Origin of the sequence: Nonomuraea sp. NPDC003804 (genome assembly GCF_040610675.1) — a bacterium.
Classification (GTDB): Bacteria; Actinomycetota; Actinomycetes; order Streptosporangiales; family Streptosporangiaceae; genus Nonomuraea.
The window spans coordinates 1-17,090 of sequence record NZ_JBEXMT010000030.1 but is presented as its reverse complement, the minus strand read 5'-3'; the positions used below and the strand labels follow the sequence as shown (position 1 = coordinate 17,090).

The following is a 17,090-nucleotide window of genomic DNA, read 5'->3' as shown; positions in this document are numbered from 1 at the left end:
GGGTATTACGACCGCTACAAAGAAGCGGGTTCCGGAGGGCCATGGGGCTGGTAGTGTTCGGCCCGAGAGCGTCGCAAGAACCGGGGCATCAGATCACAAATCTGGTCTCGGCCGGGCATGGAGATCGCAGGGATGACGACTCCATGCGACGCGGTCACCACACAACACGCCGGGGAAACCGGTGACTTCGTCCTGCCCACATCTCCTTCTGTGAGCGTCATATGAACAACCCATCGGTCTCCGAGGCCTTCGTCTCGGCCGATCCACGCTGGTACAAGCGGGCGGTGTTCTACGAGGTGCTCGTCCGGGGGTTCAAGGACTCCAACGGCGACGGGACCGGAGACCTGCGCGGTCTCATCGAGAAACTCGACTACCTCCAGTGGCTCGGCGTCGACTGCCTGTGGCTGTTGCCGCTGTACGAGTCGCCGCTGCGCGATGGCGGCTACGACATCTCCGACTACGGGAAGATCCTCCCGGACTTCGGTGATCTCGGAGACTTCGTCCAGCTCATCGAGTCGGCGCACGCGCGCGGGATCCGCATCATCACCGACCTGGTGATGAACCACACCAGCGACCAGCACCCCTGGTTCCAGGCCTCGCGCCACGACCCCGAGGGGCCCTACGGCGACTTCTACGTATGGGCGGACGAGCCGACCGGTTACCCCGACGCGCCGATCATCTTCATCGGCGCGGAGGAGTCCAACTGGACCTACGACCCGGTGCGCAAGCAGTACTACTGGCACCGCTTCTTCCACCACCAGCCCGACCTCAACTACGACAACCCGGCCGTCCAGGAGGCGATGCTGGAGGTCCTGCGGTTCTGGCTGGACCTGGGCATCGACGGGTTCCGGCTGGACGCCGTGCCGTACCTGTTCGAGAGGGAGGGCACCAGCTGCAGCGGGCTGCCCGAGACCCACGCGTACCTGAGGAAGGTGCGCGCGGAGGTGGACCGCCTCTACCCCGACAGGGTGCTGCTGGCCGAGGCGAACGGCTGGCCCGAGGACGTGGTCGAGTACTTCGGCGACCCGACGACGGGCGGCGACGAGTGCCACATGGCCTTCCACTTCCCGCTGATGCCGCGCATCTACATGGCGGTGAAGAAGGAGACGCGCGAGCCGATCTCGGAGATCATGTCGCGCACCCCCAAGCTTCCCGACAACGCCCAGTGGGGCATCTTCCTCCGCAACCACGACGAGCTGACGCTCGAGACGGTGACCGAGGAAGAGCGCGACTACATGCACGCCGAGTACGCCAAGGACCCGCGCATGCGGGCCTACCTGGGCATCAGGCGGCGTCTGGCCCCGCTGCTCGACAACAACCGCGACCTGATCGAGCTGTTCACGGCGCTGCTGCTGAGCCTGCCCGGCTCGCCGGTGATGTACTACGGCGACGAGATCGGCATGGGCGACAACATCTGGCTGGAGGACCGCGACTCGGTCCGCACGCCGATGCAGTGGAGCCCTGACCGCAACGCGGGCTTCTCGACGGCCGACCCCGGTCGGCTCTACCTGCCCGCCGTCATGGACCCGATCTTCGGCTTCCAGGCGGTCAACGTGGAGGCGCAGCAGAAGACCGAGGCCTCGCTGCTGCACTTCACCAGGAAGATGCTGCACATCCGCCGCCAGCACCCGGTCTTCGGCACCGGCGCCTACACCGAGATGTGGTCGTCGAACCCGGCCGTCCTCACGTTCGTGCGTGAGGAGGGCGACGACCTGATGCTGTGCGTGAACAACCTGTCGAAGTTCCCGCAGCCCGTCGAGCTCGACCTGCGGCGCTTCGAGGGCATGGTGCCCGTCGAGGCCAGGGGCGGCGTCCGCTTCCCCAGGATCGGCGAGTCGCCGTACATGCTGACCCTGCCGGGGCACGGCTTCTACTGGTTCGCGCTCAAGGCCGGCTGAGCGCGCCCCTCCGGGGCGCGCTCTCGCGGGTGCCTGTCAACGGCGACAGGCACCCCTGCGGCTACCTGGCGGTGATCGGCACCTGCGCGCGGGCGGCCCTGCGGGCGGGGATGAGGGCGACGGCCAGCGCCGCCCCGACGGCCACCAGCACCGCCACGGCCAGCATGAGGGGCGAGGGCGGACGGGCGATGCCCGCCCCGACGCCGCTGGTGTGGCCCTGCAGGTCGATCAGGCCCTGCACGACGAACGAGCCCGCCGCGGTGCCGGCGACGACGCCGAGCACCACCAGCACCCCCGTGCCCATGACCAGTGTGGCCATGACCTGGCGCGGGGTGAGCCCCATCGCCTTCAGCACCGCGAGGTCGTAGGCGTGGTCGCGCAGCCCGAGCGCGCTGGCCGTCAACAGGTTGGCCAGGCCGATCAGCGCGAGCACGGCGACGAGCGCGACGATGACGACGCGGATGACCGCCAGGCGTTCGGCGGGGTTGACCACGCGCTGGATCTCCAGCCCCTCGCCCGAGGCCGCCAGGAGCCGGTCGCGCACCTCGGCGGGGTCGGCGCCCGGTTTCAGCGCCAGGCCCCAGAACTCCGGCGGCACCACGTCCTTGGCCGCGAGGCTGTCCACGCCGAGCGAGAGCACCTGGCCGTCGAGGTCGGGCTCCACGGTCCTGCCGACGATCCGCACGATCAGCGGGGTGCCGCCGACCGACAGCCACACCCGGTCGCCGATCTTCACCCGCAGCAGGTCGAGCAGGCCCTGTCCGGCGACCGCCTCACCCCTGTCGGCGTACATGCGCCCCTCGACCACCGGGAAGGGGTACGGCGAGGCCGAACCGCCGATCGCGCGCACCCTGATCGAGCGGGCCTCGCCGGGCACCAGCGCGTCGACCTCGGCCCCCGGATAGACCTGCAGGACGGCCGGATCCCGCTCGGACAGGGCCTTGGCCTGCTCGGGAGTCAGCTTGTCCGGGCGCACCAGGAGCCGGGCGTGCTGGCCGACCTGCTCGGGGTGGGCGAGGAAGCCGTCGAGCGTGGCCCAGACGCCGAGCCCGATGGTGATCATCATCATCGGCACGGCCAGGCCGAACGCCGTCAGGAAGGCGGGCACCCGCCTGGAGAAGGCGTCGCGGGCGCCCAGCACGAGCGCGGGCGGCAGCCGTACCAGGAGGGCCAGCCTGGCCAGGCGCGACAGGCGGCCACGGGGCGGCGCCGCGGGCGCGGCGGGAAGGGGCGGTGTACGGCTGCCGCGCCAGGCGGGCACGCCGACGGCCACCAGCACGACCAGCGCGGTGCCCGCGGTGATGGCCAGCAGCGGCACGAGCGCGACGGAGGTCGTGTCGAGCACCAGCCAGGTCACCAGCCAGCCGGGCGGCACGCCCAGCGCGATGCCGAGCAGGCCGAGCGCGCCGTGCTCGACCAGCAGCAGACCCGCCACCTGGCCCCTGGTGAAGCCCATGGACTTCAGCGTCGCCAGGTCGCGCAGCTGCGACAGCACGCGCCCGCCGGCCGCGTTGGCCAGCGCCAGCACGGCGGCCACCAGGCCGACGATGCCGAACAGCGCCAGCAGCGTGCCGAGCAGCCGGTTGTCCAGCTCCATGGCGGCGCGCACCTCGCGCCAGGTGTAGACGCGCTGGACCTCCTCGTCCAGCATCACCACGACGCGCTGGGAGACGAACTGGGTGGCCTCGGGGTCCTCGAGGCGCAGGCCCGTCACCCACTCGCTGCGGCCGAGCTCAGGCTCGACCCGGTCGAGCTTCTCCGGCAGGACCCAGATCAGGCCGGGCGTCCACTCGGGATAGAACCCCTGGTCGGCCGAGTCGGCGATGCCCCGCACGTACAGCACGTGGCGGGCGCCGCTGAGCGCGGTCACGGTGACCGCGCTGCCCAGGCGCAGCCCGAGCGCCCTGGCGAAGGAACGCTCGACGACCACGCTGTCGGGCTGGGCGCGGTCGAGCCAGGCGCCCTCGGCGACCACGGGCCTGGCCACCTCGGGGGCGGCGACCGGCATGGCGCGCAGCGCGGCCGGGGCCTTCCTGCGCTCCTGGAGCACGGTCACGGGCGCCGAGCGGTACGGCCCGGTCGCCTGCTCCACCCCGTCGATCTGCCTGAGCGCGACGACCTGCGGCCGGTCCTTGGTGTGGATCCACAGGTGGGCGCCGTTGGTCTCGGCGAACAGGCCGCGCCACGGGTTGGTGCCGTCCTCGAGCAGCGTGGCCGCGGTGATCAGCGCGGCCACGATCCCGGCGATCGTCAGCACGGTGAGGAGGGCCTGTCCGCGCCTGGCGCGCAGGTCGGCCCTGATCCATCGGAGGCCGGCTCTCATCGCAGGTCGATGACCTCTCCGGCGCCGCCTCTGCCGGGCCGCCTGCGGACGATCTTGCCGTCGTCGACGATCTGGCCGTCGAGCAGCGAGACGACCCTGTCGGCCAGGCTGGCCACCCTGGCGTCGTGGGTGACCAGGACGATCGTCTGCCCTTCGCGGTGCACCTCGTTGAGCAGGCGCAGCACGTCGCGGGTGTTGCGGCTGTCGAGGTTGCCGGTGGGCTCGTCGGCCAGCAGCAGGCTGGGTTTGTTGGACAGGGCGCGGGCCAGCGCCACCCGCTGCTGCTCGCCACCCGACAGCTGGGCAGGGGCGGCCTCGACCCGCTCGGTGAGGCCGAGCGCGTCGAGGAGGTACTCCCTGCGCTCGCGCGCCTCCTTCGGCGAGGCCCCCGCCAGGAGGGCGGGCAGCTCGACGTTGTCGGCGACGGTCATGCTGGCGACCAGGTTGAAGAACTGGAAGACGAAGCCGATCTTCTCGCGCCGCAGCAGCGCCCAGGCGCTCTCCGAGAGGGTGTCGGCGCGCTTGCCGTCCAGCCAGATCTCGCCGCTGGTGCGGGAGTCGAGCCCGCCGAGCATGTGCACGAGCGTCGACTTGCCGGAGCCCGAAGGACCCATGATGGCGACGAACTCACCCTCGTCGACCTGCAGGTCCACCCCTCGTACGGCGGGCACGGGCACGTGGTTGTTCTGGTAGATCTTCACCAGGTTGACGGTCTTGAGCACGGTCACGTCAGGTCCTCCTGGCAGCGTTCGAGCCAGTCGAGGTCGGCCTGCAGGTGCAGCATGGCGCCCTCGATCAGCAGGAGCGCGACCTGATTCCCCGGATCGGTCCGCTCGGCGAGTTCGTTGAGATCGCGCATCAGCGCAAGGTAGTGGCGGCGCTGGCGGTTGATCAACGCCATCCGGTCGGCGATGCCGGTCAGGGGCGCGAGCACGAGCTTCATGAAGAACTCGTCGCGCACCCTCGGGCCCTCCGTCGGCTCGTCCACCCAGTCGGTGAGCACGTCGCGGCCCTTGGCGGTCAGGTAGTAGACCTTCTTGTTCGGCCGGTTGGACTGCTCCACGTCAACGGCTCTGACCAGGCCGTCCTTCTCCAGGCGGCCGAGCGTCACGTATATCTGGCCGATGTTGGGTGAGGGGTAGGCCGTGCCGAACGTCTGCTCCAGAGCCTGCTTGAGCTCGTACCCGTGGGCGGGTTCCTTCGCGAGGAGCGCCAGCAGGTGCAACCGCACGCCCCACCTCCTCGTTACGCGCTCGTTACGGACATATCCGTTGACGTTCAGATTAGCGCTGTGCATAACATGAATGCATCTACCTAACACGAATGTAATCCGGTCGGAATGTGGAGGTCATACGTGTTCCGCCCCATGTCCGTGATGCTGATCGCGCTCCTGGTGGCCGGATGCGCGTCGGTAACGGAAGAGGGCGGGGAGGACCCCAACGGTCCGATCACCTTCGCCACCGGGCGCGACACCACCGGCTACCTGCAGCCCCTGCTGGACCGCTGGAACAAGGCGCACCCGGCACAGAAGGTGACGCTGCTCGAACTGCCGGAAGCGGCCGACGAGCAGCGCGCGCAGCTGGTCGCCAACCTGCAGGCCAGGAGCGACCGCTACGACGTGCTCGGACTCGATGTGGTGTGGACGGCGGAGTTCGCCGACAACGGCTGGATCATCCCCCTGGAGCGCGGGCAGTTCCCGCTCGACAGGTTCCTGCCGCCCGTCGTGGACACCGCGGTCTACCGGGGCAAGCTCTGGGCGGTGCCGTACACGAGCAACGCAGGGCTGCTCTACTACCGCAAGGACCTGGTCAAGAAGCCGCCCACGACCTGGGCCGCGCTTCGCGCCCAGGCCCTTGCGATCACCAAGAAACACGACATCGGCGGCTACGCGGGACAGCTGGCCGCCTATGAGGGACTGACGGTCAACTTCGCCGAGGCGGTCCAGTCGGCGGGCGGGACGCTGCCCGACCTGGACCAGGCCAAGGCGAAGCAGGCGCTCGACTTCTTCACCCAGGGCCTGCGCGAGGGATGGATACCTCCGCAGGCGCTGAACTACAAGGAGGAGGAGTCCAGGCTGGCCTTCCAGAACGGCCAGCTGGTCTTCGCCCGCAACTGGCCCCACGCGTACGGGCCCGCCACCCAGTCCAAGGTGGCCGGCAAGTTCGCGGTGACCAGGCTCCCCGGACCCGACGGACCGGGATCGAGCTCGCTGGGCGGCGCCAACCTGGCCATCAGCGCCTACTCCAAGCGGCAGAACACCGCGCAGGAGTTCATCAAGTACTTCACCAGTCTGGAGAACGAGCGGCGCGTCCTGACCGAGGGTTCCTTCCCTCCGGTGTGGGCCGAGCTCTATGACGATCCTTCGCTGATCAAGCGCTTCCCCTATCTGCCTGTGCTGAAGGAGAGCATCCTCGCGGCCAAGCCGCGACCGGTCAGCGCGAACTACGACCAGCTGAGCCTGGTGATCGCCAGCGCGGTCTCCAAGGCGCTCAGCCCGCCGTACGACCAATCAACCGATGACGTGGCGGCCTCCATGAAGGCAGAGCTAGCCGAGATCATCGCAACCCAGTGATTCGAGGTCAGGCATCATGCGCAAAGCAGTTGTTCTGGCGGGGCTCGCGGTAGCCATCGCCGCCTGCGGCAACGCCCCAACGACCACCCCCCAGCAGACCGGCGCGGCCAGCTCCGCCCCGGCCGCCGGTGCCAAGCCCCTCGAGGGGGTGACCATCGAGGTCGCCGCCAAGTGGACGGGCGAGGAGCAGACGAACTTCGAGACCGTGCTGAAGGCCTTCCAGGACAAGACCGGAGCCAAGGTCACCTACGCCTCCACCGGTGAGGACACCGGCGCCTACCTCGGCCCCCGCATCCAGGGCGGCAGCCCGCCGGACATCGCGATCCTCCCGCAGCCCGGCCTGGTGAAGCAGTACGCCGACCAGAAGGCGCTCAAGCCCCTCAGCGCCGAGGTCCAGAAGCAGATCGACGACAACTACACCCCGTACTGGAAGGAGCTCGGCTCCGCCGACGGCCAGGTGTACGGCGTGCTCGTCAAGGCCGCGCACAAGTCGATCGTCTGGTACCGCGACGCCGCGTTCACCGACGCCGGCGTGCAGGCTCCGACCACCTGGGATGAGCTGATGAAGACCGCCCAGGCCATCGCCGACTCCGGCACCCCGCCGTTCTCGCTGTGCGGTGCCTCCGGCTGGACCCTCACCGACCTGTTCGAGAACGTCTACCTGTCGAGCGCGGGCCCGGAGAAGTACGACCAGCTCGCCAAGCACGAGATCCCGTGGACCGACGCCTCCGTCGTGACCGCGCTGGAGAAGATGGCGCAGATCTTCGGCAAGAAGGAGTACATGGTCGGCGGCAACAGCGGCGCCCTCCAGACCGACTTCCCGACCTGCGTGACCCAGGTGTACGGCCAGGACAAGGGCGCGATGGTCATCGAGGCCGACTTCGTGGCCGCCTCCGCCACCCAGTCCGGCGCCAAGATCGGCGAGACGGCCAAGGTGTTCCCCTTCCCGAAGGTCGGCGACACCGCGCCGGTCGTGCTCGGCGGTGACATCGCGGTCGCGCTGAAGGACTCCCCCGGCGCCATGGCGCTGCTGGAGTTCCTGGCCTCCAAGGAGGGCGGCGAGGTGTGGGCCAAGCTGCCCGGCTACCTGTCGCCGAACCGCAACGTCTCCCCCGACAACTACCCGAGCGACATGACCAAGCAGCTGGCGCAGACGATCATCTCCGCCGGTGAGAGCGTCCGGTACGACATGTCCGACCTCGCGCCGAGCGCCTTCGGCGGCACCGACGGCAAGGGCGAGTGGAAGGTCCTTCAGGACTTCCTGCGCAACCCCGCGGACGCCAAGGCCGCCGCCAAGGCCCTTGAGACCGAGGCCGCCAAGGCCTGGAAGTAAAGGGGCGAGGCCGTGACCGACCGGTTGAACGGCCCGACCGGCCCGCGCGACACCACGTCGCGCGGGTCCACCCCCGGGCCAGAACCCACCCCCCAGACGGAGTCGGGCACCTCCCCCACCGAGAACCCCGATCCCGCCGGCGCGACCGCACGCGCCACCACCGCCACCGAGACGAGCAGCCGCCCTGCCGCCGCCAAGCCCGGCCGCGGCAAGCTGGGCCCCTCGGCCATCGTGGCCTGGTTCTTCGTCCTTCCCGCGATGCTCCTGCTGGGCATCTGGGTCATCTACCCGATCGTCTACTCGATCTTCCGCAGCCTCTACGACGCCACCGGCACCCAGTTCGTCGGGCTGCAGAACTTCGGCACGATCTTCACCGACTCCGGCACGCTCACCACGATCAGGAACAACCTGATCTGGGTGGTGGTGGGCCCGATCGTGGTCACCACCCTGGGCCTGATCTTCGCCGTCCTCACCGAGCGCATCAAGTGGGCCACCGCCTTCAAGCTCATCGTGTTCATGCCGATGGCCGTCTCGCTGATGGCCGCCGGCGTCATCTTCCGCCTGGTCTACGAGGAGGACCCGGACCGCGGCGTGGCCAACGCGCTCATGTCGACGGTCTCGAGCGTGTTCTCCAGCGGGGGCGGCCTGGAGGGAGCGCGACCGAGGGAGAACGACGCCTCGCCCGTGGCCGAGCAGGACGGCGCCGTCGTCACCAAGCAGCCCGCCCAGGCGGGCCAGCCGGTGCTGATCCCGCTGGTCGGGCTCAAGCCGGAGGCGGTGCCCGCCGACGCCAAGCCCGCCGCGGCGGCCTCAGGACAGGGGCTGAGCGGCACCGTCTGGCTGGACTTCACGCCCGGCGGCGGCGGCAAGGCCGGCCAGGTCGACGGCAGCGAGAAGGGCCTGCCAGGGGTGACCGTGGAGGCGGTCAGCGGCGACTCCGTCGCGGCCACCGCCACCACCGGACCCGACGGCACCTTCACCTTCGCGGGCCTGGCACCCGGCTCCTACACCGTACGGCTGCCGCAGTCGAACTTCGAGGCGCCGTTCAACGGCCTGACCTGGCTCGGCCCGACCCTGATCACGCCCGCCATCATCGGCGCGTTCGTCTGGGTGTGGGCGGGCTTCGCGATGGTGCTGATCGCCGCGGGCCTGGCGGGCATCCCGCGTGACGCGCTGGAGGCGGCCCGCATCGACGGTGCGACCGAGTGGCAGGTCTTCAGGAAGATCACCGTGCCGCTGCTGTCGCCCGTGCTTCTCGTCGTGTTCGTCACGATGATCATCAATACGTTGAAGGTCTTCGACCTGGTCTTCATCATCGCGCCGGGATCGGTGCAGCCGAACGCGAACGTGATCGCGCTGGAGATGTGGCGAGTCTCCTTCGGCGGCGGCAACAACCAGGGGCTGGGCAGCGCACTCGCGATCTTCCTGCTCATCCTGGTCCTGCCGTTCATGATCATGAACATCCGCCGGTTCAGGAGGGAGCAGTGATGGCTCACGTTCACGCGGGAGCCGTACGGCGAGGCCCCATCGGCAGGCTCGTCGACCGCCTCGGCAGCGGCGCGGTCCAGGTCGTGATGATCCTCATCGGGCTGTTCTGGCTGATCCCGACCCTCGGCCTGCTGGTGGTGTCGCTGCGCGACGAGACGGTGAACAACTCCGAGGGCTGGTGGACGATCTTCACCAAGCCGGCGGAGCTGACGATCAGCAGCTACACCAACCTGCTGGCCAGCGGCTTCACCGCCTCCTTCTGGAACACGGTGCTGATCACCGTGCCGACCACGGTGCTGGTGATCGGCATCGCGGCGATGGCGGCCTACGCCTTCGCCTGGATCGAGTTCCCCGGCCGCGACACGCTCTTCCTGGTCGTCGTCGGCCTGCTGATCGTGCCCATCCAGATCGCGCTGATCCCGATCGCCACCCTCTACGGCCAGGTCGGCATCTTCGGCACGATCCCCGGCGTGGTGCTGTTCCACGTCGCGTTCGGACTGCCGTTCGCGATCTTCCTGCTCCGCAACTTCTTCGTCGGCATCCCCTCCTCGCTTCTGGAGGCGGCCAGGATGGACGGCGCGTCGGAGTGGAAGATCTTCTCGACCGTGGTGTTCCCTCTGGGCAAGCCCGCGATCGCCTCGCTGGGGATCTTCCAGTTCCTGTGGGTGTGGAACGACCTGCTCATCGCCCTGGTCTTCGCGGACACCGCGTCCCAGCCGATGACCAAGGCGCTGCAGTCGCAGATGCGACAGTTCGGCACCAACGTCGACATCATCGCGCCGGGCGCGTTCCTGTCGCTGATCATCCCGCTGGTGCTGTTCTTCGCCTTCCAGCGGTACTTCGTGCAGGGCATGATGGCCGGCTCGGTGAAGTGAGCCACCTGCACTGATTCGCGGGCGCCCGCCTGGCTCGGGGCGGCGGGCGCCCGTGGATCACTCGGCCGGCGCCGCTCGCCACCCGCGGGCGGCCTCCGGCCCCGCGCGCTCCTGGCAGCGCTCGGCCCGCGTGCTCCGGGAGGGCGGCGCGCGCTGCGGGCGGGCGCTGCCGGGGTTGGCGACGCGCTCCCGGAACGGGGGCGCTTTCTGGCATCCGCCCGGAATGAGGCCCTGGCCTCCGCCCGAAATGGGCCCTGGTTTCCGCCTGGAACAGAGGCGCGCCGCTCCCAGCGGGCGGCGGGCGGTGGGCATGCGCTCCGAGCGGACGGTGGGCATGCGCTCCGAGCGGGCGGTGGGTGTGCGCGAGAATCGCTCTATGAAGCGTCTTCTCGCCGTGGCCGCCTTCACTGTCATCGCCCTTCCGCACGCCTCCGCCGTGGCCGACTCCCCCGGCGCCCCGGGCGCGGGCGACCCGTACTTCCCGGCGCAGGGCAACAGCGGCTACGACGCCCGCCACTACGACCTGGCGCTCGACTACGACCCCCGCACCCGCGTCATGCAGGGCACGGCGACGATCGGCGCGCGCAGCACCCAGGCGCTCAGCCGGTTCAACCTCGACCTGGTCAGGACCATGGCCGTCTCCTCCGTCACCGTCGACGGGACGGCCGCGCGGTTCACCCGCAGGAACGACGAGGTGGTCGTCACGCCGGCCGCCGGCATCGCCAACGGGAAGGCGTTCACCGTCGCGGTGACCTACAACGGCCGGCCCACCTACGTCGTCGACCCCGACGGCTCCAAGGAAGGCTGGGTGCGCACCCCGGACGGCGTGTTCAACGCCAACCAGCCCCAGGGGGCCATGAGCTGGTACCCCGGCAACCACCACATGACCGACAAGGCCGGCTACCGGTTCAGGGTGACCGTGCCGAACGACCGCGTCGCGGTGGCCAACGGCGAACTGGTCTCCAAGAACGCCGCGACGGGCAGGACGACCTACGTCTGGTCCGCCAAGGAGCCGATGGCCAGCTACCTGGCGACCGTCACCATCGGCGCCTTCACCGTCACCGATACCAAGGTGAACGGCCTGCGCACGATCGTGGCCGTCGACCCCGCGCTCGGGAACGCCGGCAAGCGCCTGGCCCAACGGCACGGCCCCCTGCTCGCCTATTTCAGCCGGATGTTCGGCCCCTACCCGTTCTCCGCCACCGGCGCCATCGTCGACAACGTCCCCACCGTCGGCTACGCGCTGGAGGCGCAGACCAGGCCGGTCTACCCGAACGTCCCCGACGACGTCCTGCTCTCGCACGAGCTGGCCCACCAGTGGTTCGGCGACGCCGTCACCCCCACCCGCTGGAAGGACATCTGGCTCAACGAGGGCTTCGCCACTTACGCCGAATGGATGTGGGCCGACAGGCTCGGCACCGTCCGCCTGTCGTCCGCCTTCGCCGACGCCTACGCCAAGCCCGCCGAGGACCCGTTCTGGAAGATTCCGCCCGCCGACCCCGGCGGCCCCAAGCACCTCTTCCACAACGCCGTCTACGTACGCGGCGCGATGACCCTCCAGGTCCTGCGCAAGGCGGTCGGCGACCAGACGTTCTTCAGGATCCTGCGCACCTGGGTCACCGACCACAAGTACGGCAACGCCACCACCGCCGACTTCGTCGCCCTGTCGGAACGGATCTCCGGCAAGCAGCTCGACTCCCTGTTCGACGCCTGGCTGTACACACCGGGCAAGCCCGCTTTGTGATCTTTTCGGTACGGCCTGCGGTTTGTCGGAGCTGATCGGTAGGGTGCATGTCCATGGTCGGTCGTCCCCTACACGAAGTAGTCGAACCTGGATGGGCCAGCGCTCTCGAGCCCGTCGCCCAGCGCATCTCGGACATGGGAGATTTCCTCCGCAACGAGATCGCCGAGGGCAGGCAGTACCTTCCCTCCGGTTCCCACGTCCTGCGAGCCTTCAACCAGCCCTTCGACGAGGTCAAGGTGCTGATCGTGGGCCAGGACCCCTACCCCACGCCAGGGCACCCCGTGGGGCTGTCCTTCTCCGTGGCCCCCGACGTGCGCCCGCTGCCCGGCAGCCTGCGCAACATTTACAAGGAGATGGAGACCGACCTCGGCCTGCCGATGCCGTCCAACGGTGACCTGACCCCGTGGGCCGAGCAGGGCGTCCTGCTGCTCAACAGGGTGTTGACCGTCATGCCAGGCAAGCCGGCCTCCCACCGCGGCAAGGGTTGGGAAGAGGTGACCGAGCAGGCCATCCACGCGCTGGTCGCGCGTGACAAGCCGATGGTGGCGATCCTGTGGGGCCGCGACGCCCGCAACCTCGCGCCCATGCTCGGACAGGTGCCGCGCATCGAGTCCGCCCACCCGTCGCCCCTGTCGGCCCGCAGCGGTTTCTTCGGCTCGCGGCCCTTCAGCCGGGCCAATGAGCTGCTCGTCCAGCAAGGCGCGACGCCCGTGGAGTGGAAGCTGCCCTAGGCTCTTCTGCCATGAGTGATGAAGAAAAGTTCCTCCGCCTCACGGTCGAGCTGACCGTCGAGGTGCTGGACGTCGCCGCCCTGCAGGCGGCCGCCCTCGCCGAGATCCGGCACCCTGACGCCGACCTCGACGAGGACGAGCGCAAGGAGCAGGCGGAGCTGGTCAGCTCCGACGAGACGGGCGCGACCGCGCTGCAGTGGCTTATCGAGCCCGACCATGTCCTGTCGCTGATCGACCACATCCAGGAGGTCGAGCCGCGCGAGGCCGTTCTGGGCGTTGAGCCCTCCGAGGGGCCCAGCGACGAGGACGAGGATGACCACGAAGGTCACGACCACTGAGGCTCAGGGGTGGGAGCCACCGCTCCCACCCACGGCCCTTCCCCGGGAAGGGCACTCCTCCGGCCTGCGCGGCCGGGGACGCGGCTCCCACGGGACCGCGACGCCGACGCGCCGGCCCGGCGGACGGCCCGACAACGAACCCGCCTGAGTAAACCGGACACGTCGCGCACCGCGAACCGACCGGCAGCCGGGCGAGGAAAGCGCAGCATGCCGGCAGCCCGGCAGGGAAGAGCAGCGGGGGGCCGCCCGGCAGGCCAACGCTCGACGTGGCCCGAGCCGATCGGTCACCCGGCAGGCCAGCGCCCGAACGCGGCCCGAGCCGATCGGTCACCCGGTAGACAAGCGGCCCGAGCCGATCGGTCACCCGGCGCGCCGGCGCAGCCCGAACCGATCAGGCACCCGATGCGGAAGCGCAGCCCGAGCCGATCGGTCTGGCTGGTGCGCGCGCGAAGCGCGAGCCGGCTCGGTGGCATGGTGGTTTCTCGCGGCTAGGATCGAGTCATGATCGTTGCATTCTCCATCACGCCGCTCGGGGTCGGCGAGGGAGTCTCGGAGCCGGTGGCGCGCGCGGTCAAGGTGGTCCGCGACAGCGGGCTCCCCAACCGGACAGACGCCATGTTCACCACCGTCGAGGGCGAGTGGGACGAGGTGATGGCCGTGGTGAAGCGGGCCGTCGAGGCCGTGGGCGAGGTCGCTCCCCGGGTCAGCCTGGTGCTGAAGGCGGACGTCAGGCCGGGCGTCACCGACGGCATGACGAGCAAGGTCGAACGGCTGGAGCAGCATCTGCGCGACTGATCGCGCACCACCCGCGCCGGAGCAGGCACGCCGGACACTCCGATCGAGGTGGCGCCCGCTCTCGGGCGCCTGCGATGCGCAGCCCAGGTGGCGGACTGGACCCGCGCTGGGCGCTGCCGCGTTGTCATGAAAGTACGACGCGCACGGCGAGGCCCCCGCTGACTGCTGAGTCCACTTGCGGCGCTGTCGCGGCGAGAACCGCTCAGGGAGCGCGACGCCCGTGCGGGAGCCGTACGGAGCGAACCCGGAGCCGGAACCTCAATCCGAAGCCGATGAGCCGAGCAACTCGAGATATATCTTGACGATCGAGAAGTCGCGTCATATCTTGACGATACGCGATATGTCTCGAAGGAGCGAACGATGCGAGTACCCGTACTGATCGTCGGCGGCGGCTACGCGGGCCTCAGCGCCGCGACCATGCTGGCCTGGCGCGGCGTCCCCGTCATGCTGGTCGAGCGGCACGCGAGCACCTCGATCCAGCCCAAGGCGTTCGGCGTCAGCACGCGCGCCGTCGAGCTGCTGCGCCCCATCTCCGGCCTGGAGGAAGAGCTCCGGGGTATCTGGCAAGGCATCGGCGAGAGCATGCGCATCGCGATCGCGGCCAGTCTCACCGACCCCGACGCCAACATCATCCTCGACACCAGCACCATGCCCTTCCCCCGGCACCTGTCGCCCGCGCCCGACCTGGGCGCCCCCCAGGCCGAGGTCGAGCGGATCCTGCGCCGCAAGGCCGAAGAACTGGGCGCCGACCTGCGCTTCTCCACCGAACTGGTGTCGCTCGAGCAGGACGAGGACGGCGTGACCGCCCTCCTCCACGCCGACGGCGTCGAGACGACCGTGCGGGCCGACTACGTCATCGCCGCCGACGGCTACCGCAGCCCGATCAGGGCCGCACTCGGCGTCACCACCTCGGGCAAGGGGGTGCTCGGCCACATGCGCGCGATCATGTTCGACGCCGACCTCACCGCCCTGGTCAACGAGCGCGAGGTCACCCTCTGGTTCCTGCAGAACACCGCCTTCACCGGCGCACTCATCACCGGGACCGGCGTCGGCGCCCACGTGCTCGGCGTCAACTACGACGGCGAGGAGCCCGGCTTCGACGACGTCGAGATGGTACGGCTCGGCGTCGGCGTGCCCGACCTCGACGTCACCGTCCTGGACACCACGTCGTTCGCCATCGGCCACGTCCTGGCCGACACCTACCGTGTGGGACGGGTGTTCCTGGCCGGCGACGCCGCCCACACCATGCCGCCGACCGGCGGGCAGGGCGGAAGCACCGCGCTGCAGGACGGCTGCGACATCGCCTGGCGGCTCTGGCTGGTCGTCTCGAGTCAGGCCGATCCCGCCTTCCTCGACTCCTACGACGCCGAACGCCGTCCGGTCGGCGAGCTGGTCGCCGACGCCCAGCTGGCCAACCTCGGCTTCCGCATGCCGCCGGCGGAGCGGGTCGACTACCCCGAGCCGCTCGAGGACCCCTTCGCCGCCATCCTCGGGTGCCGGTACCACTCCTCCGCGATCCTGTCGGAGCCGGACGACGACGGCTCGCTGCTGGAGGACCCGCGCGTCGCCACGGGCCGGCCCGGCGGTCGGGCCCCGCACGTCGTCCTCGACTGGGACGGGCGCACGATCTCGACGCTCGACCTGTTCGGGTCGGGGTTCGTGCTGCTCGCCGGGCCGTACGGGCAGAGCTGGGTGGACGCCGGCCGCGCCGTCAGGGACCAGCTCGGCGTGCGCCTGGCGCCGCACCGCATCGGCGGCGAACTGCTGGACGTCGAGGGACAGTGGCTGGAGCGGTACGGCGTGGGCAAGGCCGGCGCGGTCCTCGTGCGCCCCGACGGGTACGTCGCCTGGCGCAGCGCCGGCCCCGACCTCGACCCGGCGGGCACGCTGGAGAGCGCGCTGGTGCGCATTCTCAGTCTCCTTTAGAGACTCGCCCGGCGTACAGTGAGGACATGAACCGAGACCTTCGCGGACAGGACATCCCCTGCTCGATCGCGCAGGCCGCGTCCGTGGTCGGCGACTGGTGGAGCCTGCTGATCGTGCGCGAGGCCACGCGAGGGCGCCGGCGCTTCGAGGAACTGCTGGTCGAGCTGGGCATCTCCCGCAAGGTCCTCACCGAACGGCTGCGGCACCTGGTCGAGCGCGGGGTGCTGGAGCGCAGGCCGTACCAGTCGGGGCCGGTCCGGCACGAGTACGTGCTCACCGACGTGGGATGGGCCCTGGCTCCGGTGCTGATCTCCCTGCAGGACTGGGGCGACCGCTGGCTCGCCGGGGACGGCACGCTGACCGGGATGGCACCGCCCGGCAGCCCGGAGGCCCAGCGGGTGCGGGCGCTGGCCGGGACCGCGATCCCGGCGCCGGTGGAACTGCCGAGCGCCTCCGGCCCCGTCGAGCTGGTGGACGGTCCCACGGTGCTGTTCACCTACCCGGCCACCGGCGTGCCGTCGCCGCTGCCGCCCGCATGGAACGAGGTGCCGGGGGCGGTGGGCTGCACCCTGGAGAACCGGCTGTTCAGGGACCACGCCGCCGCGTTCGCGGGCGACGGGATCGCGATTCGGGGGGTGAGCACGCAGCGTCCCGACGAGCAGGCGGTCTTCGCGGAAATGGAGGGGATCCCGTTCCCGCTGCTGTCGGACACCGAGTTGCGGCTGGCGGCGGCCCTGCGGCTGCCGACGTTCAGGGCGGGGCAGACGGTACGGCTCAAGCGGCTCATCCTGGTGGTGGACGGGCAGCGGGTGATCCGGCACACGATCTTCCCCGTCCTGGACATTCCGGCAGCGGTGAAGGAGGCACACGAGGTCGCCCGCACCCTCCCCACCACCTGAGCCCTCAGCCCCTCTTCCCCGACACCCCGACACCCCGACACCCCGACACCCCGACACCCCGACACCCCGACACCCCGACACCCCGACACCCCGACACCCCGACACCCCGACCCCGACACCCCGACACCCCGACACCCCGACACCCCGACACCCCGACACCCCGACACC

The 17,090-nt window shown here is 70.1% G+C and carries 14 protein-coding genes; 11 read left to right on the top strand and 3 right to left on the bottom strand.

All coding sequences use genetic code 11. From position 1 onward, the window contains the following. Positions 1-221: 221 nt before the first annotated feature. Positions 222-1,898, top strand: a complete 1,677-nt coding sequence (gene treS, locus ABZX22_RS33725) for a maltose alpha-D-glucosyltransferase (RefSeq protein ID WP_354917152.1) — start codon at positions 222-224, stop codon at positions 1,896-1,898. 61 nt (positions 1,899-1,959) lie between these two features. Here the strand turns inward: treS and ABZX22_RS33720 are convergent, their stop codons facing one another. Genes ABZX22_RS33720 through ABZX22_RS33710 form a run of 3 tightly spaced genes read right to left on the bottom strand, consistent with a single transcriptional unit; the run spans position 1,960 to position 5,452 of the window. After that, complete coding sequence (locus ABZX22_RS33720; protein ID WP_354917150.1) at positions 1,960-4,221, bottom strand: FtsX-like permease family protein; 2,262 nt, start codon at positions 4,219-4,221, stop codon at positions 1,960-1,962. Further along, positions 4,218-4,949 carry an ABC transporter ATP-binding protein gene (locus ABZX22_RS33715; RefSeq protein WP_354917147.1) on the bottom strand — a complete coding sequence of 244 codons (732 nt, stop codon included), beginning with the start codon at positions 4,947-4,949 and terminating at the stop codon, positions 4,218-4,220. The genes ABZX22_RS33720 and ABZX22_RS33715 overlap by 4 nt, the downstream gene beginning before the upstream one ends. Then, positions 4,946-5,452, bottom strand: a complete 507-nt coding sequence (locus ABZX22_RS33710; protein WP_354917144.1) for a PadR family transcriptional regulator — start codon at positions 5,450-5,452, stop codon at positions 4,946-4,948. The genes ABZX22_RS33715 and ABZX22_RS33710 overlap by 4 nt, the downstream gene beginning before the upstream one ends. A gap of 135 nt (positions 5,453-5,587) precedes the next feature. Between ABZX22_RS33710 and ABZX22_RS33705 the strand changes: the two genes are divergently transcribed. The 10 genes from ABZX22_RS33705 (at position 5,588) to ABZX22_RS33660 (ending at position 16,922) form a co-directional block, all read left to right on the top strand. Continuing rightward, positions 5,588-6,793 (top strand): ABC transporter substrate-binding protein, encoded by a 1,206-nt coding sequence (locus ABZX22_RS33705; protein WP_354917141.1) that lies wholly within the window; start codon positions 5,588-5,590, stop codon positions 6,791-6,793. 16 nt (positions 6,794-6,809) lie between these two features. Further along, positions 6,810-8,126 (top strand): ABC transporter substrate-binding protein, encoded by a 1,317-nt coding sequence (locus tag ABZX22_RS33700; protein ID WP_354917138.1) that lies wholly within the window; start codon positions 6,810-6,812, stop codon positions 8,124-8,126. Positions 8,127-8,138: 12 nt separating this feature from the next. Further along, positions 8,139-9,614: an ABC transporter permease subunit gene (locus ABZX22_RS33695; RefSeq protein WP_354917135.1), complete on the top strand. Its 1,476-nt coding sequence runs from the start codon at positions 8,139-8,141 to the stop codon at positions 9,612-9,614. Beyond that, a complete protein-coding gene (locus ABZX22_RS33690; RefSeq protein ID WP_354917132.1) occupies positions 9,614-10,489 on the top strand; it encodes a carbohydrate ABC transporter permease in 876 nt (291 codons plus the stop codon). The genes ABZX22_RS33695 and ABZX22_RS33690 overlap by 1 nt, the downstream gene beginning before the upstream one ends. Positions 10,490-10,865: 376 nt before the next feature. Next, positions 10,866-12,233 (top strand): M1 family metallopeptidase, encoded by a 1,368-nt coding sequence (locus ABZX22_RS33685; protein WP_354917129.1) that lies wholly within the window; start codon positions 10,866-10,868, stop codon positions 12,231-12,233. 53 nt (positions 12,234-12,286) lie between these two features. Further along, a complete protein-coding gene (locus ABZX22_RS33680) occupies positions 12,287-12,964 on the top strand; it encodes a uracil-DNA glycosylase (protein WP_354917126.1) in 678 nt (225 codons plus the stop codon). A gap of 11 nt (positions 12,965-12,975) precedes the next feature. Next, entirely contained in the window at positions 12,976-13,302 is a 327-nt protein-coding gene (locus ABZX22_RS33675; RefSeq protein WP_354917124.1) for a hypothetical protein, read from the top strand. Between the two features lie 501 nt (positions 13,303-13,803). Then, a complete protein-coding gene (locus tag ABZX22_RS33670) occupies positions 13,804-14,097 on the top strand; it encodes an MTH1187 family thiamine-binding protein (RefSeq protein WP_354917121.1) in 294 nt (97 codons plus the stop codon). A gap of 360 nt (positions 14,098-14,457) precedes the next feature. Further along, positions 14,458-16,023: an FAD-dependent monooxygenase gene (locus tag ABZX22_RS33665; protein WP_354917118.1), complete on the top strand. Its 1,566-nt coding sequence runs from the start codon at positions 14,458-14,460 to the stop codon at positions 16,021-16,023. A gap of 26 nt (positions 16,024-16,049) precedes the next feature. Continuing rightward, positions 16,050-16,922 carry a winged helix-turn-helix transcriptional regulator gene (locus ABZX22_RS33660; protein WP_354917115.1) on the top strand — a complete coding sequence of 291 codons (873 nt, stop codon included), beginning with the start codon at positions 16,050-16,052 and terminating at the stop codon, positions 16,920-16,922. The last annotated feature ends 168 nt before the right edge of the window (positions 16,923-17,090 follow it).